The 24,796-nt window shown below is 57.9% G+C and carries 20 protein-coding genes and 3 pseudogenes; 19 read left to right on the plus strand and 4 right to left on the minus strand.

What is annotated here, in order from left to right; translation table 11 throughout:
• Positions 1–182 precede the first annotated feature (182 nt).
• From B5M42_RS00495 to B5M42_RS00505, 3 genes and pseudogenes are all read left to right on the plus strand, one after another.
• Positions 183–1,379: an MFS transporter gene (locus B5M42_RS00495; protein ID WP_134750748.1), complete on the plus strand. Its 1,197-nt coding sequence runs from the start codon at positions 183–185 to the stop codon at positions 1,377–1,379.
• A 324-nt stretch (positions 1,380–1,703) separates the two neighbouring features.
• On the plus strand, positions 1,704–2,855 hold the full coding sequence (locus B5M42_RS00500) for a nitric oxide synthase oxygenase (protein WP_209280664.1): 1,152 nt from the start codon (positions 1,704–1,706) through the stop codon (positions 2,853–2,855).
• Positions 2,856–2,929: 74 nt separating this feature from the next.
• Positions 2,930–3,535: pseudogene (locus B5M42_RS00505) on the plus strand (FecCD family ABC transporter permease); the annotation flags it as partial.
• 216 nt (positions 3,536–3,751) lie between these two features.
• On the opposite strand, the gene B5M42_RS00510 reads toward B5M42_RS00505, so the two are convergent.
• Complete coding sequence (locus B5M42_RS00510) at positions 3,752–4,006, minus strand: hypothetical protein (RefSeq protein ID WP_134750742.1); 255 nt, start codon at positions 4,004–4,006, stop codon at positions 3,752–3,754.
• Positions 4,007–4,147: 141 nt separating this feature from the next.
• Between B5M42_RS00510 and B5M42_RS00515 the strand changes: the two are divergent.
• The 6 genes and pseudogenes from B5M42_RS00515 to B5M42_RS00540 all read left to right on the plus strand — a co-directional run.
• Positions 4,148–4,490: pseudogene (locus tag B5M42_RS00515) on the plus strand (DsrE/DsrF/DrsH-like family protein); the annotation flags it as partial.
• 147 nt (positions 4,491–4,637) lie between these two features.
• Positions 4,638–7,255, plus strand: a pseudogene (ppsA, locus tag B5M42_RS00520) (phosphoenolpyruvate synthase).
• On the plus strand, positions 7,224–7,907 hold the full coding sequence (locus tag B5M42_RS00525) for a hypothetical protein (protein ID WP_134750741.1): 684 nt from the start codon (positions 7,224–7,226) through the stop codon (positions 7,905–7,907). Before ppsA ends, B5M42_RS00525 begins: the two are co-directional and overlap by 32 nt.
• An 83-nt stretch (positions 7,908–7,990) precedes the next feature.
• Entirely contained in the window at positions 7,991–8,857 is an 867-nt protein-coding gene (locus B5M42_RS00530; protein WP_230632541.1) for a M15 family metallopeptidase, read from the plus strand.
• Positions 8,858–8,873: 16 nt separating this feature from the next.
• Positions 8,874–9,569: a response regulator transcription factor gene (locus B5M42_RS00535; RefSeq protein ID WP_134750737.1), complete on the plus strand. Its 696-nt coding sequence runs from the start codon at positions 8,874–8,876 to the stop codon at positions 9,567–9,569.
• Positions 9,562–10,683, plus strand: a complete 1,122-nt coding sequence (locus B5M42_RS00540; protein WP_134750735.1) for a sensor histidine kinase — start codon at positions 9,562–9,564, stop codon at positions 10,681–10,683. Before B5M42_RS00535 ends, B5M42_RS00540 begins: the two co-directional genes overlap by 8 nt.
• 107 nt (positions 10,684–10,790) lie before the next feature.
• On the opposite strand, the gene B5M42_RS00545 is transcribed toward B5M42_RS00540, so the two are convergent.
• From B5M42_RS00545 to B5M42_RS00555, 3 genes are read right to left on the minus strand one after another with little or no spacing between them, the layout of a single operon-like run.
• Positions 10,791–12,041 (minus strand): AAA family ATPase, encoded by a 1,251-nt coding sequence (locus B5M42_RS00545; protein WP_134750733.1) that lies wholly within the window; start codon positions 12,039–12,041, stop codon positions 10,791–10,793.
• A gap of 2 nt (positions 12,042–12,043) precedes the next feature.
• On the minus strand, positions 12,044–13,084 hold the full coding sequence (locus tag B5M42_RS00550) for a tetratricopeptide repeat protein (protein ID WP_134750732.1): 1,041 nt from the start codon (positions 13,082–13,084) through the stop codon (positions 12,044–12,046).
• Positions 13,085–13,097: 13 nt separating this feature from the next.
• Entirely contained in the window at positions 13,098–13,541 is a 444-nt protein-coding gene (locus B5M42_RS00555; protein ID WP_134750730.1) for a hypothetical protein, read from the minus strand.
• Positions 13,542–14,072: 531 nt separating this feature from the next.
• Here B5M42_RS00555 and B5M42_RS00560 point away from each other — a divergent pair.
• From B5M42_RS00560 to B5M42_RS00605, 10 genes are all read left to right on the plus strand, one after another.
• A complete protein-coding gene (locus B5M42_RS00560; protein WP_134750728.1) occupies positions 14,073–14,294 on the plus strand; it encodes a zinc ribbon domain-containing protein in 222 nt (73 codons plus the stop codon).
• Positions 14,295–14,493: 199 nt separating this feature from the next.
• Positions 14,494–15,039, plus strand: a complete 546-nt coding sequence (locus B5M42_RS00565) for a DUF309 domain-containing protein (protein WP_230632543.1) — start codon at positions 14,494–14,496, stop codon at positions 15,037–15,039.
• The gene (locus B5M42_RS00570; RefSeq protein WP_134750726.1) at positions 15,036–15,764 is read left to right on the plus strand and encodes a response regulator transcription factor; all 729 of its coding nucleotides are present in this window, start codon (positions 15,036–15,038) and stop codon (positions 15,762–15,764) included. The genes B5M42_RS00565 and B5M42_RS00570 overlap by 4 nt, the downstream gene beginning before the upstream one ends.
• A complete protein-coding gene (locus B5M42_RS00575; RefSeq protein WP_134750723.1) occupies positions 15,757–17,208 on the plus strand; it encodes a sensor histidine kinase in 1,452 nt (483 codons plus the stop codon). Before B5M42_RS00570 ends, B5M42_RS00575 begins: the two co-directional genes overlap by 8 nt.
• Before the next feature lie 112 nt (positions 17,209–17,320).
• Positions 17,321–17,881: a hypothetical protein gene (locus B5M42_RS00580; protein ID WP_134750722.1), complete on the plus strand. Its 561-nt coding sequence runs from the start codon at positions 17,321–17,323 to the stop codon at positions 17,879–17,881.
• A gap of 22 nt (positions 17,882–17,903) precedes the next feature.
• Positions 17,904–19,658: an efflux RND transporter periplasmic adaptor subunit gene (locus B5M42_RS00585; RefSeq protein ID WP_134750720.1), complete on the plus strand. Its 1,755-nt coding sequence runs from the start codon at positions 17,904–17,906 to the stop codon at positions 19,656–19,658.
• 27 nt (positions 19,659–19,685) lie between these two features.
• Positions 19,686–20,402, plus strand: a complete 717-nt coding sequence (locus B5M42_RS00590; protein ID WP_134750718.1) for an ABC transporter ATP-binding protein — start codon at positions 19,686–19,688, stop codon at positions 20,400–20,402.
• Complete coding sequence (locus B5M42_RS00595; protein WP_134750716.1) at positions 20,399–21,577, plus strand: ABC transporter permease; 1,179 nt, start codon at positions 20,399–20,401, stop codon at positions 21,575–21,577. Before B5M42_RS00590 ends, B5M42_RS00595 begins: the two co-directional genes overlap by 4 nt.
• 32 nt (positions 21,578–21,609) lie before the next feature.
• On the plus strand, positions 21,610–23,706 hold the full coding sequence (locus tag B5M42_RS00600; RefSeq protein ID WP_134750714.1) for a hypothetical protein: 2,097 nt from the start codon (positions 21,610–21,612) through the stop codon (positions 23,704–23,706).
• Positions 23,707–24,206: 500 nt separating this feature from the next.
• The gene (locus B5M42_RS00605) at positions 24,207–24,737 is read left to right on the plus strand and encodes a dihydrofolate reductase family protein (RefSeq protein WP_134750712.1); all 531 of its coding nucleotides are present in this window, start codon (positions 24,207–24,209) and stop codon (positions 24,735–24,737) included.
• The last annotated feature ends 59 nt before the right edge of the window (positions 24,738–24,796 follow it).

The following is a 24,796-nucleotide window of genomic DNA, read 5'->3' on the forward strand; positions in this document are numbered from 1 at the left end:
GTGAAAGGCGTTCGCGGGACGAAAGCGACACCTGCGTATCGCGGGGATGGAGTAAATTTATGATTGACGGACAGTACGGGATCGGTTAGGATGAAAAAGTCAATTTACTAAATTACTTATTTACTAAATAATAAAACCAGTAATTCAGTAAAAAGAACATTTTTAATTGGAGTTGATTTCGTATGTTTGCCAATCGTTATGTAAGAACGATTGTAGGTTCGCGCATCTTTTTGCAGCTCGGGGTCTGGATACGCAATTTTGCCGTGCTGCTGTACGTGACGGATGTCACGCACAATCGTCCGCTGTATGTATCGCTCATTTCTGTGGTCGAATATGCGCCGATTTTTCTATTTGCGCTCATCGGCGGCACGTTGGCCGACCGCTGGCGTCCCAAGCGCGCAATGGTATGGAGCGATGGACTATCGGCGTTGTCCGTGCTGGTTGTGCTGCTGGCGCTGATCGGCGGGCACTGGTACGCGCTGCTGCTCGGTACGCTCGTATCCGCCAGCTTGTCCCAGCTGTCCCAGCCTTCCGCGCTGAAGCTGTACAAGCGCCACGTCGCTCTCGAACAGCTGCCGCGGGTTATGGCGCTGTCGCAAACGCTGATGGCGATATTTACCATATTGGGTCCGGTTATCGGCACGCTGGTGTTTACCCGTTACGGCATTCAGGTCTCGCTGACGCTGACGTTCGTCTGCTTCGCCGTTTCGGCGCTGGTGCTGTCGCGCCTGCCGCGCGACGCTGAAGAGGAGCGGCGGCAGGAACGCGCAAGCTTCACCGCAGAGATGCAGGCCGGCATTCGCTATTTAATGGGCAGCGGTCCGCTGCGGGCGTTAAGCGGAGTGCTCGCTGCCACGGGATTTGCCGCAGGCCTTGTGCAGCCGCTGCTGCTGCTGCTCGTCATCGAGCGATTCGGGCAGGACAAGACGCTGCTGCAATGGCTGCTGATGGCAAACGGCGCAGCGATGCTCGTTGGCGGCGCTGTCGTGATGACGGTGGCCAAGAGGGTCCGTCCACAGACGCTGCTTGCGGTGGGGCTAGCCGTCAGTGCAGCTTGCACGGTCGTCGTCGGCTTCTCGATGAGCCTTGCGTTGAGCGTGGCGATGCAAATGATCAGCGGCTTATTTTATCCGTGTGTGCAGGGCGGGATTCAAACCTTGATTGTCAGCAACACGGAAGCGTCGTTCATGGGAAGGGTCGGAGGTGCGATTACACCGATTTTTATGGGCATGATGGTTGTCGGCATGGCTTTGTCGGGTGTGCTGAAAAGCGTGCTTTCGCTGGCAGCCGTTTACACGCTCAGCGGCAGCTTGCTTGTAGTGGGCGTTGTGCTGCTCGCCCCGCTGTTCAAGCGTAAAAGGAAAGCGGCGACAATCTGACAGCCGTCGTAGTACGGTCGACACCGCGCGCCGGGAGTCGCGCGGTGTGCGGATGCTCAAGCGCAGCCGAGGCATCAAGGACGAAGGTGAAGGGGCTGGAAGGGTACTGGTTCGAGACGCAAGGAACGGACATATCTGGTGCCGGATTTTGCTGAAGGAGCGGTCTGCGGCCCGGTGGTTGGACGGCAGTTTCCGGCGTCCGGGCTGGTTTTCGCCGACTGTCCGCGGTTCGCATGACAAGAACGCTGTCCCATGTGAAACGGCGGGAGCTTTTATATTATAATAGCTCTAATACAGCAGATGGGAAGGACGACAGGGGCTATGGTGGAGGAACAGCGGCAAATCGGGGAGCAAGCGGCAGCGTTTATTCGGGAATGTTATGGCGAATGGGGCAAAGGGGAGGACGAGCTGCAGGCACGGCTGGATGAAGTAGCGCGCAGCATTGCGCTCACCGGCAGCTACGTGCAGACGGAAGAGGAGGCGCGGCACGGAGCGCGTATGGCTTGGCGCAACAGCAGCCGCTGTATCGGCCGGCTGTTCTGGAAGACGCTGGAGGTATTCGACGAGCGGGAACTGGACAGCGAGGAGGCGATCGCGGAAGCGCTGCTTCGCCATATGCGGTATGCGACCAACGGAGGCCGGGTGCGCCCGGCCATCACCTTGTTTGCGCCGCGTGGCGTTGGCCGGCAAATACGGATTTGGAACCATCAGCTTGTCCGGTACGCCGGCTATGAAACCGAGCGGGGGCTGGTCGGCGATCCGGCTTCGCTTGCGTTCACGGCTGTATGCCGCTCGCTCGGCTGGAAGGGCGCCGGAGGGCCGTTTGATGTTTTGCCGCTCGTTGTGCAGGTGGACGATCGGCCGCCCCGCTGGTATGCGATTCCCGAGGAATGCGTGCTGGAGGTGCCGCTGACGCACCCGCAGCTGCCAGGCTTCGCAGAGCTCGGGCTGAAATGGTATGCGGTGCCGTTTATTGCGGATATGAGGCTGGAGATCGGCGGCTTGTCCTATACGGCCGCGCCATTTAACGGGTGGTATATGGAGACGGAGATCGGCGCCCGCAATCTTGCCGATGCGAACCGTTACGATCAGCTGCCGCGGGTAGCCGAGCTTATGAGCCTGGATACCAGCACGCATGCCTCGCTGTGGAAGGACAGGGCGCTGGTCGAGCTGAATGCCGCAGTGCTGCATTCTTTCCGTGCCGCTCGGGTCAGCGTGGTCGATCATCATACGGCGGCCGAGCAATTCCAGCTGTTCGAGCAGCAGGAGGCGGCGTGCGGCCGGGCGGTGAACGGCAACTGGTCATGGCTGATTCCGCCCATGTCGCCGGCAACGACGGCGATTTGGGCCAAATCGTACAAGGAGACGCGGGTGACGCCGAACTATTTTTATCAAAAAAGCCCTTACGCGCCGGAGCGCGTCGGCGAAGCTCCCGCGGCGCTTGCTGCGGCTTGCCCGTTTCACGCGTCGCGCTAGAATCCAAGCGCAGCTGTGCAAGCAGCACGACGCTTGCGACGCCGGATCGAGCCGCAGCGTGCGATGGTACGGCAGGCCCTCGGCTTGTATACGGGATTGGCTCAATCGCCAAGAGCGGACTGACGCCGGTTCGGCTTGTGCTTGCAGGCGCGGCTGTGTCGGCGCTGCTCACGGCGCTCAGTGAAGGCATTGCGCTGCACTACCGGATCGGCCAGGAGCTGGCTTTCTGGTATGTCGGCGGTGTAGCCGGCACAAGCTGGACGCAGCTGAAAATCATGTCCCCCTGGACGGCGGCAGCACTGCTGGGCGCGTTGGCTTTGTCGCGCTCGATTACGATGCTGAGCCTGGGCGAAGAGGTAGCGCGCGGATTGGATCTGCGCAGCGGACGGGTAAAGCTGGCCGGTGCTGTGATCGTGTTCGTATTGGCCGGGGCGGCCGTATCGGTCGTCAGAGCGGTCGGCTTCATCGGCCTGATCGGGCCGCATCTGGCAAAGCGGCTGGTCGGACCGCGACATCAGGCGTTGCTGCTGGCTTCGGCGCTGACGGGCGGCTTGCTGCTGCTGGTAGCCGACACGGTCGGGCGCGTGCTGCTGCAGCCGTCGGAGGTTCCGGCGGGCATCGTCGTGGCCGTGATCGGCGCGCCGTATTTTCTGTATTTGATGACGCGATCGGGGCGTTAGCGCAGGGAACGTCATAGGTGGGCCAAGACGGTATTAGGGATATGCAGTACAAAAAACGGAGGCAAGCGCGCCTCCGTTTTGTTCTCGTTCTGCCGGTCTCGCCCGATTCATGGGGGGACAAGGCGAAACCGGCGCGAGTCGGCTTGAGCCGGGCGGCGTCGTTGACCGGACCAACAAGCCTTACGGCCTTGCCCTTCGGTCTGACGCCAAGCCAGCTTACGGCTTCGTGACTTCGCCTTTGTAGTAACACACTTTAAATACGGTATACGTATTGGAGTAAATCAAGTTGAGAGTGCCGAAATAGCCTTCAGCGTCGCTGTAAGGAATCGACTGCTCGCAATAGCCGAATTGCGATGTCGTGATGTTTTGGTAAACCGTTTTCGTATCAGCGGCAAAAACAGCCGTACTCACGCCCAGCGCCAGCGTCAAGGACAGCAGCGCGGTCATACTTTTTTTCCATGCGTTCATCATGCTCACCTCCTTTCATCGGGAAGGCTCGACGTATTACGAGGCGATTATAGCACAAGCAGCGAAGCGCAGGAATCATTTACCATTTAATGGTTGAATAGAGAAAATAAAAGTGGAAAATGCAAAAGTCGATGAGGTCACGACTTTTTTACCTTATGGGGGCTGAATACGATGCGCAAGGATAAAACGGGGCCGGTGTGCAAGCGATGGCTGGAGAAGCTGTTCGGCTGGATGATGCCGCGCGGGGCCAACAAGCTGGGGCTGTCGAAAATGAATTTTGGCGGGATCGGTCGCAAGCTGATTCAGCATATCATCACCAAGCATAATGCGCCTGATCGAGCTGGCAAAGGAGCAAGGCGTCAAATTTGTCGCCTGTACGATGACGATGGATTTGCTGGGGCTGCAGAAAGAGGAGCGAAGGGACGCCCGCAAAGGCGTCTCTTTTGCTGCATCAAAAAAGAACCTGACAAGATTGTCCGGTCCTTGACATTGCGTATCGCAGCTTGAAATGGTATACTTGGCCTACGACTATTTTTTAAAATGGTCATAACTTATTCATCTTACATCTTAATATTATCATGGTGGCGAGACCTTGTCAACGGTTTTTCTAAATTTCGCTGGGAGGCGTGATGGCATGAAGTCTTTGGTGATCGGTTTAACGGAAATAGAGCGGGACCGGCTTTCGCTGGTTGGCGGTAAAGGGCTGAATCTGGGGGAGCTGGCGAGGATCAAGGGCATTCGCGTGCCGGCGGGCTTTTGCGTGACGACGGAGGCTTATCGGCAAGTCGTCGAGCATCTGCCCGGTTATCAAGAGCGGCTGGCGCGGTTGAACCGACTTCAGGTTGAAGATCGGCAGACCATTAGCGTAATTAGCGCCGAGCTGCGTCAACTGTCAGGGAAGCGATCCTACCCGCGGCGCTTGTCGAAGCGGTTGCCGGGCAGTTGGCCCGGTTGGGCGGGGATTGCGCTTACGCCGTGCGTTCCAGCGCGACGGCCGAGGATTTGCCGCATGCGTCGTTTGCCGGGCAGCAGGATACGTTTTTGAATGTGATCGGCCAAGCTGCGATTGTGAAGCATATCGGCCTAATCTGGGCCTCCCTTTTTACAGACCGTGCGGTGATTTACCGGATTCAACAGGGTTTCGACCACAGTCAGGTGCGTTTGTCGGTCATTATTCAGCATATGATTGATTCGCAGGCTTCGGGGATTTTATTTACCGCCGACCCGGTGACGTCCCATCGCAAGCTGCTGTCGATCGATGCCGGCTTCGGATTGGGCGAAGCGCTGGTCTCGGGTGTGGTCTCGGCCGACAATTATCAAGTCCGCGAGGGGCGAATTGTTGAGAAACGGATTGCCGCCAAAGCTTTGGCTATCTATGGCCGCGAGGAAGGCGGGACCGAAGCCCGGCCGCTGGATGCGTCCCGGCAGCATGAGCAGGTGCTGACAGACGAACAAATCGTCGAGCTGGCGCGCCTTGGCCGACAAATTGAAGCTTATTTCGGCTGCCCGCAGGATATCGAGTGGTGTTTGGCGAATGATGGATTTCATATGGTGCAAAGCCGGCCGATCACGACGTTGTTTCCGATTCCCGAAGCGGATGACGACGACAATCGGGTTTATGTGTCGGTCGGTCATCAGCAGATGATGACGGATGCGATGAAGCCGTTGGGGCTGTCGTTTTTTCTGTTGACGACTCCTGCGCGGATGCGTACCGCCGGCGGCCGGCTGTTCGTCGATTTCACGCCGATTCTGGCCTCGGCTGCGAGCCGAGCAGGCATGATTCGCATGTTAGGACAATCCGATCCGCTGATCCAGGACGCCTTGCTGACCGTTGTCAATCGGGAGCATTTCATTAAGGAGCTGCCGGATGATGTTGTTGCGCCAGGTCCCGCGCGCAATTTTGCCGCGGCGCCGGAGCCGTTCGTCAACGATCCGTCCATTGTGGCCGACTTGATTCAAAGTAGCCAAGCGTCGATTCAGGAGCTGAAGACGAGCATTCAAACGAAGTCGGGGGCGGATTTGTTTGCTTTTATCCGGGATGATTTGCAGGAATTGAAACGCATATTGTTCCAACCGCAAAGCTCGGGAGCGATTCGCGCGGGGATGAATGCTTCCCAATGGATCAACGAAAAGATGTACGAATGGCTGGGCGAAAAAAATGCCGCCGATCCGCTTTCCCAGTCGGTATCCGGCAACATTACGTCGCAAATGGGACTGGCGCTGCTCGATGTCGCTGATGTGATTCGCCCCTACCCGTCTATCGTGGCGTATTTGCAGCAGGTGCAGGATGAAGATTTTCTGCAGGAGCTGCCGCGGTTTGCGGGCGGTGAGCAGGTTCGCGACGCCATTTGCGGATATTTGGAGCAATACGGCATGCGCTGTGCGGGAGAAATCGATCTGACCAGAACGCGCTGGAGCGAAAAACCGTCAACGCTGCTCCCCTTAATTCTCGGCAATATCAAACAATTTACCCCAGGCGAGAGCCGCCGGAAATTTGAGCAAGGTCTTCAGGAAGCGCGTCACAAGGAGCAAGAGCTGCTGGAACGGCTGCGTTTGCTGCCGGACGGCGAAGAAAAGGCCCGCGAAGCCAAACATCACATCGACCTGATTCGCCATTTTATCGGTTATCGCGAATATCCGAAATACGGCATGGTCAGCCGCTATTTTATCTATAAGCAAGCGCTGCTGCAAGAAGCCGAGCGGCTCGTTCGCGAAGGTGTTTTTCACGACAGGGAGGATATGTATTATTTGACCTTCGAGGAGCTTGAAGATGTCGCGCGCACGCGTCAAGCTGATGCTCAGCTCATTAGCCGACGCAAAGCGGAATATCAATTATATACGAAGCTGAATCCGCCGCGGGTCATGACCTCTGAGGGGGAAATTCTCAACGGCCGGTACCAGCGGGAGCATCTGCCGGAGGGGGCGTTGGTTGGCTTGGCGGTATCCGCCGGGGTAATCGAGGGGCGCGCGCGCGTTATTTTGAACATGGAAGAAGCGAACTTGGAGGATGGCGATATTCTGGTCACCCCGTTCACGGATCCAAGCTGGACGCCGTTGTTCGTGTCGATCAAGGGACTGGTCACCGAGGTCGGCGGGTTGATGACACACGGAGCGGTGATTGCCCGCGAATACGGCCTAGCGGCTGTGGTCGGCGTACACCATGCTACACGGCTGATTCAGGACGGGCAGCGGATTCGCTTGAACGGAACGGACGGATATATTGAAATTCTGGATGGCGCGGCAGAAGAATAGCGAATCTATTCCTATTGAGAAGCAAGATGAGGGGCGGGTGAATCCGGCGTTGAATATGATGTATTGGGCACTTGCCGGGACGGTGGCGGGCCTGTGCGCTGCTTATGAAGCAGGCAAAACCATTGTGCTGTGGCGGAGGATCGATGCTCCTCTGTTTGAATTTCACGACGAGTGGCGGACGAAATCCCGTGCGCTGCGCTATAAGCGGAATCTGGTTTTTCACAAAGAGCTGTATGCGTACAGGCGGTTTTCTGAAGAAGAGCTGCTGCATACGCACATTTATTTGAAGTCGTATGATAACGATTCGTCGTACTGGTCGGCGGTGGTGGATTTAGTGGGAAAACTTGTTTTGCCGATAAGTGTATTTCTACTTGGAAGTGCGCTTGCCATTTCGAACAATGTGTTTGGCGTTGTTAGCCGGTCAGCGGATGCCTCAGCAGCACAAACACTCCCCAAAATTTTGGAGTTGTTTCAAGTGGTTACCGACAATACTGCCATCTTGATGCTGTTGACGGGATTGCTATTCATAACTGGACTGGTCAACGCAGCGGCCAAAGCGGCGAGGAAGCGCAAAATTCAGCTGCATCTGCTGCTCGTTGAGGCGGCTCTGCAGGAAGCCAAAGCACAAAAGCCCAAAGCAGGCGGCATTTAAGAAAAATTTAAAGATTTCCCGCGTTTCTTTTTAAACTGTTGCCCGTATCCTTGAGACAGATGCAAGGGTAGGAGGAAAAGTTGATGAGAAAGCGGGTCTTGGCATTGGCGGCGCTGGCGCTGCTTGGCTACGGGGCGATTCGCCACTATGCGATGGAGGGCCGGCAGCCGCAGCCGGCGTTAAGCGTACACATATCGGCTACGCCGGAGCAGACGAGCGGCCGGGCGCTGAAAGTGAGCGCGGATCAAATCGCTCAGGGCAATCTGCTGCTGGTGAACAAGGAGCATCCGGTGCCGAAGGAGGCCGTGACGGCTGCATCCATCGTGGCATTGTCCAAGCACCCGGAGAAGCAAAGCGGCTTTGTGGTACTGGATAACAGCATTCAATTGCCTTCAAGCCTGTTGAACAAGTTCTCGGCAATGGTCGAAGCGGCCGGAGAAAGCGGCGTTAACCATTTTATGGTCAGCAGCGGTTATCGCGACAACAAGGAGCAGGAGCGGCTGTACCGCCAGATGGGGGCGGATTATGCCATGCCGGCCGGCTACAGCGAGCATAATCTCGGCTTGTCGGTCGATATCGGTTCAACGCAGGGCGAAATGAGCCGCGCGCCCGAGGGCAAATGGCTGATAGAGCATGCTTGGGAGTACGGGTTTATTTTGCGCTATCCGAAAAATAAAGACGATATTACGGGGATTCAATATGAACCGTGGCATTTTCGCTATGTCGGGTTGCCGCACAGTGCGATCATGCAGGAAAAGTCGTGGGTGCTGGTGGAATATTTGGCGTATTTGCGGGAACATCGCAGCCTTGCGATTACTTGCGAAGGCCGCAACTATACGGTTGCGTATTATCCGCGCAGCGAGCTGGCCGACATTCGCGTGCCGGAGAGTCGCCATTACGCCTTGTCGGGGGACAACATGGACGGCGTCATAGTTACGGTATACGATTGACGCGAGGTGAAGGAAGATGAAGACGATTACGATTCTGATTGCCGACGACGAGCCGGAAATCGCCGAATTGATCGAGCTGCATTTGACCAAGGAGGGCTATCGCTGCATCAAAGCCGCAGACGGACAAGAGGCGCTTGAGGCGCTGCGCGCCCAGCCGGTCGATCTGGCGATTCTCGATATTATGATGCCGCGGCTGGACGGCTACGAGGTGACGCGGCTGATCCGGGAGGAGCAGCATATTCCGATTATTTTTGTCAGCGCACGGGCGTCGGATTTGGATAAAATTACAGGTCTGGTCCGCGGAGCCGACGATTACGTGACCAAACCGTTTAATCCGATGGAGCTGGTTGCGCGAGTGAATGCGCAGCTGCGGCGTGCGCTTCAATTCAGTCAGTCGTCGCCGGGAACCGCTGCGGTTGTGGAAGCGGGCGGCTTGCGGATCCATCCGGAGCAACGCAGCGTGTTCGTGTACGGAGAACAGATCGAGCTGACGCCAAAGGAGTTCGATATCCTGCTGCTGCTGGCCAGTCACCCCAAGAAGGTGTTCAGCACGGAGCATATTTTCGAGCAGGTGTGGGGCGAGTCGTATTTTGAAAGCGGCAATACGGTGATGGTGCATATCCGCACGCTGCGCAAAAAGCTTGGCGAAGACGCCCAGCGCAGTAAATGGATCAAGACGGTCTGGGGAGTGGGGTACGCGTTTCATGGCTAATCCGGTGCGCAGCTTCCGGCTGACGATGATTGGGTTATTTGCTTTGAGCATGCTGTGCGCAGGCATCGTGACATATGCGCTGTACCGGCTGCTGCAGTTGTTTTACCATACGGTGCCATTTGAAAGTCCAATTGCCCGCGTCCGTCACTTGGTCAAAAATATCGGCGACGTGAATGTTTTTTTGCTGGTGTTTATTCCACTGGCCGTGTTGTTCTTCTGGCTGTTTACCGAACGTTATGCCGGCTATGTGGCGGAGATTTCGCGCGGCATTGCCCGCTTGGCGAGCGGCGACTTCCGTAACCGGATTGATCTGCCCACCAACGATGAATTCGGCGATATCGCGCGCGATATCAACCGGGCCGGCGAGCAGCTGCTGCAGGCGCTGGAACGGGGGGATTTTGCCGAAAGCAGCAAGGAGCAGCTTGTCATGAATCTGGCGCATGATTTGCGTACGCCGCTGACGTCGGTGCTTGGTTATCTGGATTTGCTGCTGCGGGAAGAGGGGCTTACGCCAGAGCAAATCAGCCATTATACGCGTATCGCGTTCACCAAATCGCAGCGACTGGAGAAGCTGATCGACGAATTGTTCGAGATTACGCGAACCAGCTACGGCAAGCTTCTGCTCGATCCGAAGCCGCTGGATTTGGCCGCCTTGCTGACACAGCTGGCGGAGGAATTTTATCCGGTCTTGGACAAGCATAAATTGATCGCCCGGCTGGATATGCCTGCGCAGCTGACGATCCGGGCCGACGGCGAGCTGCTGGCGCGCGTGTTCGAGAATTTGCTGACCAACGCGGTTCGTTACGGGCAGGACGGGCAGTTCATCGACTTGCGGGCGCGGGCAGAGGCGGGGATGGCTGTGGTGAAGATCATCAATTACGGAGACTGCATTCCCGCGGCGGAGCTGCCGCATATTTTTGACATGTTTTATACCGGGGACCAATCGCGGACAGTGCGCGAAGGCCGGACGGGCCTTGGTCTGTTTATCGCCAAAAATATCGTCACCGAGCACGGCGGCGTCATTACCGCAGAAAGCAGCGTGCCGCGTACGGTGTTTGAGGTGAGGCTCCCGCTTGGAGAGCTGGAGGGTGAGGAGGAAGGGGAGACGCTTTGAGGGCGTCTCTTTTTTAATCGGTCATGTTGAAAAAAACATATGAAACGTTCATCTAGGATCGTACTCGTTGTGCAATGCATCGCTGTATTGTTTACCTTCGCTCCTTACTACAGCTTCCGCCCGTACACCCGCAAATACGCCTCGATATCGTTGTACAATCCGCTTTGGTTGGCATAACGCACGTAATTTTTGGCTGTTTTCAGCCATTCCAGCGTGGATGCCGTGATGCTTTCCAGCGCTTGCTCCATATCGCGCATGGCAATTGGCCGCTCTATACCGCTTTCCAAAATATCCTCCAGCACGTTCTCCACCGCACGCTCGCAGACGTTCTCAATATCCGCGCCCGAGAAAAATTCGCTGCGCTTGGCCAGCGAAGCAAAGTCGATTCCTTGATGCAGCCGATCCTTCAGCTTTAACTCAAAAATCATCCGTCGCGCCTCTTCATCGGGCGGAGCGACAAAAATCATCCGGTCAAACCGCCCCGGACGTTTCAAGGCGTTGTCGACATCCCACGGCATATTGGTCGCGCCGATGACCAGCACCTGATCGGTGGAGGAATCGATGCCCTCCATTTCCGTGAGGAAGGTATCGACCAAGCCGCGGAAGTTGGAGCTGGATTTGGCCCGGTCGTAGCCGATCGCATCCAGCTCGTCGATAAACACGATGCTCGGCTTTTGCGACCGCGCTTTGGCGAACAGCTCGTGCAGGTTGCGCTCGCTGACGCCGATGTATGGATCGAGGATGTCGGTAATGTGGATCGGGATGAATTTGGCCCGGCATTCGCCGGCGGTTGCTTTGGCCATAAACGTTTTGCCGCAGCCGGGAGGACCGTAGAGCAATACGCCGCCACCGGCTTTTTTGCGGAATTTCGAAAACAAGCCCTGATTGTAAAAAGGGCTGACGATTTTCATGCGGATCGTTTTTTTCAAATCGGTCAGTCCTGCGACATCGGCGAAGGAGATGACGTCTTCCTGCGCTCGCTTCCGCGAGGCGGCGGCATCGTCTTTTTGCCCGGAAATAACCTTGAACATAGGGCTACGGTCGCTGCGGGCAGCAGCCGGCGAAGCTTCGGTTTCCGTCTGCGGCGCAGCGGGAGCGGCAGGCTCTAGGGGCTGTTCCGTTGTCTGCTCCTGCGGTGCTTTCGGCGGTTGGGGTGCGGCAGGCTGGGCGGCGGCGGCCAGCAGGTCGAGAAACAGCGGCTTCTGCTCGGGGGAAGCGAGCTTGAGCCCTTCGGTCAAAGCTACAATCGCAGCGACGTATTCCTCCGATTCGATATAGGCCTGTCCCAGCCAATACCAGCCTTCGGCCTGATCGGGGTGCCACTCGGTTACTTGGCGGAGCCACTGTAGACGGTTCATGTTCATTGATTCTCCCTTTTTCTTATTGTTTTTAGCAAAAACATGCGCGCGATGCCGATCAGCACCCACACCCCGGGGATGTAGATGAGCAGCACGGCAATCAGCAGCAAAAAGTCGCTCAGCACCCTGAGAATGACGGGTGATCTGAGGCAGCCTTGCCAATAGGGCAAGGAGGAGTCCCGGGCGTCCTGATGAATCAGCACGGCGGCTTTGGCCAAATACAGATAGAGAGCCAGCGCAGCTGCGCCAATCAGTCCGCCGTAGGCCACTTTGGGGTAGAACGGATGCAGGATCAGCAGACAGCAGGCGAGCGTCAACCAGAGGAACGGGATGCCGCCGATTTTGTCCGACAGGCTGAGCGGGAACAGCAGCGGATTGGCGCGATATTCCAGCAGCCGTAGATTGTCCAGCATGCGCGAGTTGGTTGGATTCATGGCATAAGCGTCGCGAAAATGCTCCTTGGCCGTGCGGTGATCGCCGCTGAAATGCGCAGTGAGGCCCATTTGAATCAGGGCGTTCGACTGATCGGTGCTGTTCTGCATATATTTGTGCAGGGTCAGCAGCTTGGTTTGATTGTGATTTCGCGCAATCTCTCCATAAAGCCGGTGCCGCAGTACCTCCGGGTCCTCGGGATCAAGCCGTTCGGCTTGCCGAATCAGCGCCAGCCCTTGCGGGCGGTGTCCGGTCTGAATCAACAGAGCGCCGTAAGCGGCATGCAGCCGCGGGTTATTCGGAGACAGATGGAGTCCGTCGAGAAAAGCGCGTTCCGCCTTGCTCCATTGACCGCTTTCCGTATACATATGCCCGGACAAATAATGAATTTCAGTGGGGGGATACCCAAGCTTGAACGCTTCCTGCAGATGCGTCTCCGCTTCCTCCCATTCGTCGAGGCAATAATAGGCCCGTGCAGCCAGAAAGTGGAGCTCCGCATGCTGCGGCTGTTCGGCCAAGCCCTGATCGATCAGCTCCAAAGCCCGCGGGTATCGTTTGATATGGAGATAATGCTCAATGGCGGGAATCCGATTCGTTTGCGTCAGCGTCATCACGCACCTTCCTTTATGAATACATCGCCAGCAGCACCGGAACGTCGACGGCCAGACCAATCAGGCAGATGGCTACGCCCAAGCCGCGGTAGCTGAGCAAGCGGTATTCGGCGATATAGACGAGGTGCAGGCGATAGGGGATTTTCAAAACATGGTAATAGGCCAAAAACAGCACAAGATCAAGCAGCTTATACGTGCAAAAAGCCAGGGACGAGCCTGGCAGCGTGCGTTCGACGATCAGGTAGGCGATCACCGGCTTGATCACGATCAGGAGAAGGGAGCCGATCAGCAGCAGCAGCTTGGCCGGTTTGGCGATTTTGAGCATCCGGCAGTTCTGAATGCCGAGTATGGTCAAAGCTACGCTGCCGCCGAACAAGGCGACATAAAACAGATTGGCGATTTGATACGATTCCGTGCGTTGGGAATCATCGCTGAGAAGGGGCTGGAATTTGCTCATGAACGGTTACCTTTCCGATGTTTGGTTTATCATACATGTTATTCGGGGGAAAGGGGGGATTTTCCTGCTGCGGAACCGATGAAAAATAGGCAAAGGGTAGTACATGTAAAAAGGACCGCCGACAAGCATCTTGTCGACGATCCCCACAGGCACCTACCTACACTGTTTGCTGTTGCAGCAGGTGATGGTAGATGCCTGTTGAGAGATGGGTCATGAATACGTTCCTCCGAGCTCTTTTAATGGTAATAATTACTAATAATAAAGAGCCTTTGCGCGTTTCTCAAACGGTCTAGGGACGAAGCGGGCGAACTGGGAGCTGCTGCAGATTGCTCCGCAGGGAGAGGTGCGGGACGTGGCCGTGTTCATGGGCGAACAGTTTGCCAAAAGCGAGTTGGAGCGGCTGCTGGAAGCGTAAGCGCTCAGGGGAATCCGCAAGCCGGTGCGGTTGGCAGGCACAATGGCGGCGCTTCGCATACGATAACGGGAGGGCGCAGCGAGCGTCCGGAAAGCTGGATCAAGGAGTGAACCGCCATGAGCGACAAGAAAAAGGAAAAGCTGGTCTGCGTCCGCTGCGGCTTCGTTACCGACGATAGCGACAACTACTGTATCGACTGCGGGGCCCCGCTCAAAAATAAATGCACCAAAAAAGCGTCGCCACTGCATGGTGGCTGCTCGAAGCTGAACAAGCCAGAAGCCAAATATTGCGCCGCTTGCGGGGAAAAGACCACGTTTCACGTGTGGGGCTTGCTATAGAAGGGTGCATCTTGCATCCAGGCGTGACGGACTGCAAGCCGCCGCCAACGATTTGCCTAACGAATCCTGCGCCAGCGTTGGACGATCCGGCGCATTTCGGGTAACATAAAAAGCAAAAGCTGATGCAGACGAACGGCCGCCGCTTCTGCCCGCCACCGCGCAGGGCCCGGCAGGATGGCCGGAGCAGGGAGGTCAGGCGTTGAATATACAATACCCGCAGGCGTATAAGGATTATTTGTTGTTTTTTCAGGCGGAACGCGACTATTTCGAATGCCATGAGGTGATGGAGGAATACTGGAAGGCGCACCCGGGCGATGCGCGCAGCCGCACCTATGTCGGGCTGATTCAGATTGCCGTTGCGCTTTATCACCACAGGCGTGACAACAAGGCGGGAGCGCGGAAAATGCTCGGCAGCGCGCTGGTCAATTTGCAGCCGCAGCATGTCGAGGAGCTTGGCCTTGACGCTCCTGCGCTGCGCGAACGGCTGGAGGCGCATCTTGCGGCGCTGCAGGAAGACAGCAGCGAAGCCGCGCCCTTCGTCGATCTCGATCTGCCGATTCGCGATGCGGCGCTGCTGGCCGAGTGCCAGGCGCTTTGTGCCAAGCGCGGCTTGGCATGGGGCTGTGCGAGCGCCCTCGCCGACGAGGAGCTTGTGCACAAGCACACGCGCCGCGACCGCTCCGGCGTCATTCGGGAACGGGAGCTGCAGAAGCAGCGGCGCCGGGACCAGGGAGCAGCGCGATGAGCGGCGAGGAGAAAGTGCTGATTGTCGATGACGAGCCGAATATCGCCGAGGTTGCGCGACTGTATCTGGAGCATAACGGCTTTAAAGCGATTGTGCTGACTCGGGGCGCACAGGTGATCGAGACGATTAAACGCGAGAAGCCGGTGCTGGCGATTCTCGATATCATGCTGCCCGACACCTCCGGCTACGAGCTGAGCGAGCGCATCCGGGCAATGGAAGAGCCGCTGAACCGGCTGCCGATCATCTTCCTCACCGCGCGCGGGGAGTCGATTGACAAGCTGCGCGGCTTCAACGCCGGCGGGGACGATTACATCGTCAAGCCGTTTGATCCGAACGAGCTGATCGCGCGGATCAAGGCGGTGCTGCGGCGCACGCTGCAGGGGGGCGCTGAAACGGGCGGCGCCAAGCCGGCCGAAGGCAAGCAGCTGCGCATCGGCACGCTGCTGGTCGATCTGGAGCAGTTCCGGGTGACGATTGACGGCAAGCGCATTGAGCTGACGCCCAAGGAGATGGAGCTGCTGTATTTTTTGGCCAGTCATCCGGCCCGGGTATTTTCGCGCGAGGATTTGCTGGGTTATGTATGGAGCTTTGATTTCAGCGGTGGCACTCGCACGGTGGACGCGCACGTCAAAAATTTGCGCAAGAAGCTCGGTCAGCACAACGATTGGAGCATTCAGACGCTGTGGGGAATCGGCTATTCCTTCGAGGTGACCGCGCATGGCTAAACAGTGGCTGGCCGCCCGGTTCAAAAGCTTGTATATCAAGCTGTTTTTGTCGTTTTTGGCGACGTGCGTGCTGTTTTTTGTCGGGCTGGGGCTGTTTTGGAATTATTACTTTACCGATTTGTTTTATAAGGATCAGAAGGAGCTGCTGGAAAAAAGGTTCGTCGAGGTGTCGCGTCTGCTCGCTTCCTATCAGGAGGGCTCGATCTCGACGCGCGAGCTGAATATCACGGTGCGGCTGGTGGCGCGCAGCATCAACGGGCAGGTATGGCTCGTCGACGGCAAGGGGACGATGATGAACGGCTCCTCGGAGCAGCAGGGCTCGAATCTGCCGCATCAGCTCGATGCGTTGTTTATCGAAGGACTGAAGGGGAAAAGCGGCTTTCAGGTCGTCAGCTTTACCGGCCCGGGCAAGCTTCCGCTGAACCTGTTTACCTACTACGCGCCGTATCAGCTCAACGGCCAGGAAATCGTCGTGTTCCTGCAGGTGCCGGTCGGCGAAATTCGCGAGGCGCTGTCGGCGGTACGGATCAACATTGTGGTGCCGCTGCTGTTTTCGCTCGTGGCGGTTGGCGTGATTTTGTTTGTGCTTTCGCGCAAGCTGGCCGGGCCGCTGCAGCAGATGAACCGGGCGGCGCTGGAGCTGGCCGGCGGGGATTTCTCGCCACGGATTCCGGTCACGTCGCAGGACGAGGTCGGGCAGCTGGCCGCCAGCTTCAACTTCATGGTCGAGCAGCTGGAAGAATGGGAAGGGGCGCGTCAGGAGTTTCTCGCCAACGTCTCGCATGAGCTGCGCTCGCCGCTCACGACGCTGCGCGGCTTTATCGTGGCGATGAACGACAAGGTGATTCCGCCGGAGAAATACCCGCATTATTTGCAAATTTGCGATCAGGAGGTGCAGCGGCTGCAGCGGCTGGTGAACGATCTGCTCGATCTGGCGACGATCCAGAATGGCGTGGACGTGTTCCGGCCGCGGCCGCTGGAGCTGCGCGACAAGCTGGCCGCGCTCCTTGAAGTGCTGCAGGAGCCGGTGCGGGCCAAGGGCTTGTCGATGCAGCTGATTTTGCCGCCGCCGGAGCAGGGGAAGGCCGAAGCGTATCTGGACCCGGACCGCTTTGCGCAAATCGTGCAAAATCTGATTTACAACGCGATTCAATTCACGCCGGAGGGTGGCGCCATTACGGTTGCTCTGGATATCGGCGACGCGCTTCACGTGTACGTGCGCGATACGGGCAGCGGGATGTCCGACTCTGAGCTGGAACGCATCTGGGACCGCTTCTACAAAGCCGACGAGGCGCGCAGTCCGCGGCCTGACGGCAGCTTCGGCACGGGGCTTGGCTTGACGATTGTCAAGCACCTGGTCGGGGGGATGAAGGGCTCCATCGATGTCAAAAGCCGGCTGGGCGAAGGAACGGAATTTCGCGTCACGTTCCCGCGCTGCCCGTAGCCTGCCAGGCTCTTCATAATTTTTTCACAAGTTCCGCAAACATTGTTCATGATTGCCCGGTATCCTGTCCTTGAGACAGGATTTTTTTTGTGCATGTTTGGGGGTGGCGGCGATGAAGCGACGATGGAACGCGCTGGCCGCGGGCACGGCGCTGACGCTGGCGCTGCTGCTCGGCGGGTGCGGCGCAGCGGGCGTGGCGCACCATGCGGCGTCGGCGGATAGCGTCCCGGCCGATGCGCCGGCAGAGGTGCAAAGCAGCAGCGAACGGCAGCTTGTGATGCTGTTTCAGGCGCTGCTGAAGCTGGACCGCCAGCCGGGGCTGGCGATTGGCAAGGAGCAGGCCGAAGCGCTGCTGCCGCTCATCCGCCAGACCGAGGAGGCGGGCGGCGTCGGCGATGCCGAGCAAGGGCGCGTCGTCGCGCTGCTCAGCCCCAAGCAGCGGGCCTATTGCGATCAGCTGCTGCAAGGCATGCAGGCGCGCATGAGCGGGGACCACGCAAGATTTGCGGCAGGCCCGTCACCGCAGGAACGCGACAAGCTGATCGAGGATTTTAAAAACCGCAAGCAAACAAGCGGCCAAGCGTCCGCAGACGGGGCGCGCCCGCCGGTGGGCATGGGCAAAAGCGTCGAACAGCAGCTCATTGAGCTGCTGGAGTCCAAGGTAAAGCCGTAAACGTTGGGGAGGAAAGCGAAACATGAAATGGTGGCGGAGCAAATGGTTCATCGTAATTGTGGCCGTAGCGATTTGCGGGGCCGGAAGCTGGTTGTATTTGGCCAAGGGTAAGAAATCGGCGGCTGCCGAGCAGACGGAGGTGGTCGTGGAGGCGAAAAAGGGCAATATTCGCTCCTCGGTGTCCGGGACCTCGCAATTTGAGCCCAAGGAAACGCAAATCATCTCCGCGCCGGCTGACGGAACGATCAAGTCGATCCATCTGGTCAAAAATCAGCCGGTGAAAGCGGGCGACGTGCTCATTGAGCTGTCCAGCAGCACGCTTGAGAACGACCTGCAGGACGCGCAGATGGCTTACGAGCAGCTGCAGCGCGACATGACCGACCTGCTGGCGCAAGAGGGCAGCCTGCAGGCTACAGCGCCGATCAGCGGCAAGATTACATACGGAGGCAATCTCGACGTTGGCTCGACAGTCAACAAATCGACGAAGCTGGCGACGATTGCCAATGTCAGCAAGCTGACGGTCACGCTGCCGTTTTTCCTGGAGGACGCCGTTCAGCTGCATAAGGGCGATCCGGTCGATTTGACGATGGATGGCTTTATGCTGACGAAAACCGGCACGATCCAGAGCATCGGCAATGACCCGAAATCGGACGGCAAGGGCGGCAAGCTGCTGGACGTCGAAGTGGCGATCGATAACGACGGCTCGATGGACGCGGGCATGAACGCGCTGGGCACGGTGACGATCGGCGAACGCTCGGTCGACTCCGAGGGCAAGGCGCAGCTCGCGTATAGTCAAACGGCTTCGGTGCTGGCCAATACGTCGGGCAGTATCGTCAAGCTGCCTTACAAATCCGGCGATATTGTCAAAGCGGGCGCAGTCATCGCCACGTTCGAAAACGATTCGATCCAAAGCGACGTGGACAGCAAGCAATCGGCGATTGACCGTCAGAAGCTGAAGGTCGACGCCGCGCAGGAGAAAGTCAATAACCTGAAAATTGTCGCACCGTTTGACGGCATTTTTTCCACCGATTTCGTTAACAAAAAGGTCGACGTCCTGAGCAGCTATCACGCCGGCAGCAAGGTCGACAGCGGCACGCAGTTCGGCGCCGTGGCCAGTCTGGAGGACATGCAGCTGCCGATTCAGGTCGACGAGCTGGACCTGCCGAATATCAAAACCGGCATGAAAGCAGAGATCAAGGTCGATTCGCTGCCGGGCCGGACGATTGCCGGCGAGGTCACGCAGGTGTCCACCGTCGGTACGACGACGAACGGCGTTACCTTCTACGATGTGGTTATTGCGGCGAAAAATACGAACAATCAGCTGAAATATGGCATGACGGCTACAGCCGAGGTGCTGATTCAAGACAAAGAAGGCGTGATCTATTTGCCGCCGGAGGCGCTGCAATCGCAGAAGGGCAAGCGCTTTGTCTCGCTCAAGAAGCCGGACGGCACGGTGGAGGCGCAGCATGAAATCGAAATTGGCATCCGCTCGAAAACGCAGATCGAAATTACGAAGGGCTTGAATGAAGGCGACAAGGTCGTCATTCCGCAGCTCAAGCGCCAGCAAAATCTCAGTCAGGACGAAGTGAACCGTTTGCGTCAGCAGTTCCAGCAAAACGGCGGCGGGGCCGGCGGCTTTGGTGGCGGAGCCGGAGGCTTCGGCGGAGGAGCAGGCGGAGCGGGCGGTTTCGGCGGCGGAAATAGCAATGGCGGCGCGACGCGTGTCGGCGGCGGCGGAAACGGCGGCGGTGGCGGTGGTGGTGGCAGCAATCGATAGCCGCAGCCGGAAAGGAGAGTCGCAGACATGAATATGATCGAGCTTAGCGAGATTACGAAAACCTACAAGCGCGGTGCGGAAGAGCTGCACATTCTCAAAAGCATTTCGTTGTCCGTGGCAAAAGGCGACTTTGTCGCCATCATCGGCCCGAGCGGCTCCGGCAAATCGACGCTCATGAATACGATCGGCTTGCTCGACGTGCCGACCTCCGGCAGCTACATCCTCGATGGGGTGGCCACCGAACGGATGAGCGATAACCAGCTCGCCGAGCTGCGCAATCAGAAGATCGGATTTATTTTTCAGCAATTCAATCTGCTGCCCCGACTGACGGCGATGGAAAACGTCGAGCTGCCGATGATTTACGCCGGCATTGCCAAGAAGGAGCGCAAGGAGCGTGCGCTCTCCATGCTCAGCCTGCTGGGGATGGGAGAACGCGGCCATCACAAGCCTAGTGAGCTGTCCGGCGGCCAGCAGCAGCGGGTGGCGATTGCCCGGGCGCTGGCGATTTCGCCGTCGCTGATTCTCGCCGACGAGCCAACGGGCGCACTGGATTCGCGCACCGGCGAAGAGGTGCTGGAGCTGATTCTGCAGCTGAACGAGCAGGGCAACACGATTGTGCTGATTACGCACGATCATCACATTGCCGACAACGCCAAGCGCGTCGTGTCGCTGCGCGACGGGCTGATTATTGGCGACCACAGGAACGATGCGGCGTTAGCCGGCAAGCGCGAGGTGACGGTATGAAAATAACCGAGTTGTTCTCTATGGCGCTGCGTACGGTTACGGCCAACCCGCTGCGGACGATTTTGACGATGCTGGGTGTCATTATCGGGGTGAGCTCGGTGGTGACGCTGGTTGCGATCGGCCAAGGTACGTCGGAGAAAATTGCGCAGCAATACGAAAGCCTCGGCACGAACCTGCTCGTGGTCAACGTGAACGGCAACGGCCGGGCCACGCAGCTGAATTACGACGAATTGATGGATTTCGAGAGCTTTCCCGAATTTCAGTCGATCGCACCGACGATGACGAAGGCCGGCTCAAACATCAAGTACGACCGCACGCAGGACAAATACAACGTGATCGGCACGAACGACCGCTACCTGTCAATTGTCAAAGGACAAATCGCCTCCGGACGCAATCTGTCGCCGGCCGATCAGGAGTTTCGCATGAATGTCGCCGTGCTCGGCAGCGAAGTCGCCAAAGCGTTCTTCGGCTTCCTTGATCCGGTGGGCGAAGAAATCAATATTGACGGCGTTGTGTTTACCGTGGTCGGCACGATCAAGGAGAAGGGCTCGAATATCGGCGGCGCTTCGATTGACGATTCCGTCATTGTGCCGCTGGAAACGGCCCGCCGCTCGTTCAAGCTGGGGCAAATCCGCACGACGTATATTGAAGCGCCGACAAAGGACGATATTTACAAGGCGCAGGATACGATGAAGCAATATTTGACCTACAAATTCAAAAGCGATACCGGCTTTACGCTGATCAACCAGGATGAGCTGCTTAACGCCCGCACGGAAGCCACGAATACGCTGACCAACCAACTGGTCGCGGTTGCGCTGATTTCCCTGCTGGTCGGCGGCATCGGCATTATGAATATTATGCTGGTGACGGTCAGCGAGCGGACGCGCGAAATCGGGATCCGCAAATCGATCGGCGCCAAGCGCAAAAACATTTTGCTGCAATTCCTGGTGGAAGCGACGGTGATCAGCGGCTTCGGCGGCTTGATCGGTCTGGTCGTCGGCGTGGTGCTTTCTATGGCGTGGCCGCATTTCAACCCGCAGCAGACGACCAAGCTTTCGCTGGATATCAGCTTGTATGCCTTCCTGTTTTCGGTGGTGGTCGGCATTGTATTCGGGCTGTATCCGGCGAACAAAGCCTCCAAGCTGCGTCCGATTGACGCATTGCGCTTTGATTAACGATAATCCACTTCAGGCAAGGAGGACTTCCATTGAAACCACAGCGTACGATGAAACGGCTGCTGGGCCGATCCGCATTGCTGATCGCTTCCGCAGGGCTTGCGGTTCTGCCGCTGTCGACAGCGGCCTTCGCCGAGCAGATGGGCGTTTATATTAGCGATTCGGTTTATTTCTCTCTCGATCAGGTAACATTGTCCGGCAATACGGACTCCGCTTCCTTGCGTTTTGCGCTCCAGTTGAACAACGGCAGCGGCAGCGCGGTCGATTTCAACCGCTACGGCGTCAAAGTCGTCGATCCGAGCGGCGTTGCCTACAAGGCCAAGCTGACGGAAAAAGCGGGCGCGCGCGTCAAGGCTCATCAGGCGCAGTCGTACAAATTCAGCGCCGACGTGCCGGCCGGCGTCGATGCGTCGAAGCTGACCGTCGACGTCTTTGAATGGAGCACAAGCGCTTCCGGTTACATGAAGGAGGTCGGCGCGCTGTCGGTCGGCGCGGCGATGGAGAGCAGCGGGGGCGCGGAGCAAACCGCCGTGCTCAATATGAAGGACATTGATACGACCTTGACCGACGATACACTGATTTCCGCGGAGCTGGGCAACAGCTACCGGGTGTACAAGGACGGCGTCTGGATGGTGTACACCGACCTGACGCTGGAAAATCTCGGCACGATCAGCTACAAGCTGCCCGACGCCCTGGAGTATCACCTCCAGGCTCCGGGCGGGCTGCTCTACGGCGCGATCGTCACCGGCAGCGGCGTGCCGACGCTGCTCCCGGGCGCACGCCAGCAGGTGACGCTGCAGGCGTCGGTGCCGGCGAGCCTGTCCACCGACGGGCTCGCGCTCGTGTTTTCGCCGAAGGGACAGGCGAAAACGACCACGCTGGCCTCGCTCGGCATAGGCGGCTCCTTCGCCAAAGCGAAGGTCGGCGAAGCCGCCGCTTATCCGCGCGAGGACGCGCAAGGGCTGACCGTCGCCGCTTCCTGGGCGTCGGCCAACAAGCTGAGCGACGGCCTGCACGTGCAGGCTAACGTGACGCTCAGCAACAGCGGCAGCGACATCGTCGCGCTGCCGGCGCTCAGCGCCGAGTTCCAGGCGCTGCGGGGGGCTTTGGCCGTCGGCGCCAGCGACGGCTCGGCGCACCCGGCGTATTTGGCGCCGGGGGAAAGCGCGACGTACCGCTTCTCCGGCATCGTGCCGGCGGGCGTCAGCACGGACGCTCTCCAGCTGGTCGTGCTGGAGAGCGCTGCCGCCCAGGCCGCTGATGCGGGAGCGGGAGCCGCCGCGGGCAAGGGCAGCGCGCTGCCGGTGCTCGTCGCCGGCTTGGCCGGCGTCGGCAGCAACGCCGAAGCGACGGCTTACGATGCAGCCAAGCCGTATACGCTCGGCTCGCCGCTGCCGCTGTCCGGCAGCAACGCCGTCGACTCCAATCTGGAGGTCGCGCTGGAGGACTTGCACATGCACAAAAACGACGATTACGGCTACAATACCGTCATCGCCAAATATAAAGTGACGAACAAAGGCACAACGGCCATCGACGTGCCGAATCTGGCGACTGAGCTGTCCAGCGGCTCCGGCTACACGTATGCCGGCACGCGTCAGGCGCTCGCGGTCAAGCAGCTGCTGCCGAATACCAGCTACGTGGTCAGCTACTCGTACATGATGTCGTCGTCCGATACGGGCGAGAAGCTGGCGCTGGGCGTCTACGACGCGGATCATCTGTCGCTCGGAGCGTTCCAGGTCGCGCTGCAGCAGGAGCCGGAGAACGGTCCGTTCTCGTTCTATCCGTTTGACGTGACGTTTAACGATTACGCAGCGAGCTGGACGTACAACAGCGGCGGCTTCATTTACCGTTTGCGTCTCAACCTGTCGCTTGAACGCAAGGACGCTGTCATCGTAGATTCAGCCTTCTCGAAAATGACCTTCGATCTGGTCGATCCGTTCGGCGAAGTGCTCAGCACGACGTCGGTGCCGTTTAGCGGCAGCGGCAAGCTGATTGACGGCGAGCAAATCGTGACCTTCTCCAGCATCAAGGGCGATCAGGTGCAATCCGGCCTGTCGGTCCGCGTCTATGAAGAAATCACGACTGCAGACGGCCCGGTCAAACGCCTGATCAAAACGATGCCGCTGTAGTCGGCAGACGCGCGGGTTCATCCGGCTCGGCCGGCCAAAGCTACACCGGCCCTGTCGGCGCTCACTGCGCCGTGCCTTTTCCATCCAGCGCCGGCCGCTGCAGGCCAATCGCAAAGTCAGACAGTGTTTAATTAAGCAGCCTGAAGGGCATGCGTTCGGTAGCGTACCGGGCTCATGCCCTTTAGTTTAGTGGAGGTACTGGTTAAGCTCATCTTTAAAATGTTCAGTCCCTTCAATGCCAAATGGCTAAATCGTCCGCCCAGCGAGCGTGCTCGTCACCGTCAGGAAGGGGGTAACAGTTTCAATGTCGGTATCTTGAGTCAAACGCCGCCGCTTCATGATTGTCTGCGTCTACTATCTTGACTTAATACCACATTAGCAATCCATGAGAACTCGGACATGCTGTTGAGTGATACAATGTAGACATAAAGGAGACTGCAAATGGGACATGTAATACTGATGATGAATGTACATGAAAACTAAGGAGGAGAGTTATCCGTATGGGAAAGATCGTATTTGCATTGAACCAATCTCTGGACGGGTTTGTCGACTTCACAGAATCTATGCCTGACCCCGTGCTTTTCCGTCATTTCATCGACGATATTAGCAGTCTGGCTGGCTGCTTATACGGGCGCCGCATGTACGAGAGCATGCGTTATTGGGACGCAGACCTTTTGGAATGGGATGCCTCGCAACGGGATTACGCAGCGGCGTGGCAGAGCAAGCCGAAGTGGGTAGTGTCGAGCACGCTAAAGTCCGTCGGGCCGAATGCATCGCTGATCGAGGGCGACTTGGCAGCGGCGATCCATGAGCTGAAGGCACAGCATGAAGGAGAAATTGAAGTTGCCGGGCCTCAGCTGGCGCATAGTCTAACGGAGCTGGGCCTGGTTGATGAGTACCGACTCTATCTCCATCCAGTCGTGTTGGGTCACGGTAAACCGTACTTCGCCGGTCCGCGGCCGCCGCTGCGCCTCGTGGCAAGCGAGCGAATTGGCGAGAAGGTGATCAGATTGACCTACGTTCCAGCTTAGCTGTGACTCTATTTTCGGCTATGGTTTCAGGTTTTCTGCTATGAAAAACGACCCCCCAA

This window comes from Paenibacillus athensensis (assembly GCF_004514475.2).
Taxonomy (GTDB): domain Bacteria; phylum Bacillota; class Bacilli; order Paenibacillales; family NBRC-103111; genus Paenibacillus_AL; species Paenibacillus_AL athensensis.

Coding starts and splice junctions, on each gene's coding strand:
- B5M42_RS00585 (WP_134750720.1), top strand. CDS start 17,904: ATGAAATGGTGGCGGAGCAAATGGTTCATCGTAATTGTGGCCGTAGCG.
- B5M42_RS00595 (WP_134750716.1), top strand. CDS start 20,399: ATGAAAATAACCGAGTTGTTCTCTATGGCGCTGCGTACGGTTACGGCC.
- B5M42_RS00555 (WP_134750730.1), bottom strand. CDS start 13,541: ATGAGCAAATTCCAGCCCCTTCTCAGCGATGATTCCCAACGCACGGAA.
- B5M42_RS00540 (WP_134750735.1), top strand. CDS start 9,562: ATGGCTAATCCGGTGCGCAGCTTCCGGCTGACGATGATTGGGTTATTT.
- B5M42_RS00510 (WP_134750742.1), bottom strand. CDS start 4,006: ATGATGAACGCATGGAAAAAAAGTATGACCGCGCTGCTGTCCTTGACG.
- B5M42_RS00495 (WP_134750748.1), top strand. CDS start 183: ATGTTTGCCAATCGTTATGTAAGAACGATTGTAGGTTCGCGCATCTTT.
- B5M42_RS00575 (WP_134750723.1), top strand. CDS start 15,757: ATGGCTAAACAGTGGCTGGCCGCCCGGTTCAAAAGCTTGTATATCAAG.
- B5M42_RS00570 (WP_134750726.1), top strand. CDS start 15,036: ATGAGCGGCGAGGAGAAAGTGCTGATTGTCGATGACGAGCCGAATATC.
- B5M42_RS00605 (WP_134750712.1), top strand. CDS start 24,207: ATGGGAAAGATCGTATTTGCATTGAACCAATCTCTGGACGGGTTTGTC.
- B5M42_RS00545 (WP_134750733.1), bottom strand. CDS start 12,041: ATGAACCGTCTACAGTGGCTCCGCCAAGTAACCGAGTGGCACCCCGAT.
- B5M42_RS00550 (WP_134750732.1), bottom strand. CDS start 13,084: ATGACGCTGACGCAAACGAATCGGATTCCCGCCATTGAGCATTATCTC.
- B5M42_RS00530 (WP_230632541.1), top strand. CDS start 7,991: ATGAGAAAGCGGGTCTTGGCATTGGCGGCGCTGGCGCTGCTTGGCTAC.
- B5M42_RS00535 (WP_134750737.1), top strand. CDS start 8,874: ATGAAGACGATTACGATTCTGATTGCCGACGACGAGCCGGAAATCGCC.
- B5M42_RS00580 (WP_134750722.1), top strand. CDS start 17,321: ATGAAGCGACGATGGAACGCGCTGGCCGCGGGCACGGCGCTGACGCTG.
- B5M42_RS00560 (WP_134750728.1), top strand. CDS start 14,073: ATGAGCGACAAGAAAAAGGAAAAGCTGGTCTGCGTCCGCTGCGGCTTC.
- B5M42_RS00590 (WP_134750718.1), top strand. CDS start 19,686: ATGAATATGATCGAGCTTAGCGAGATTACGAAAACCTACAAGCGCGGT.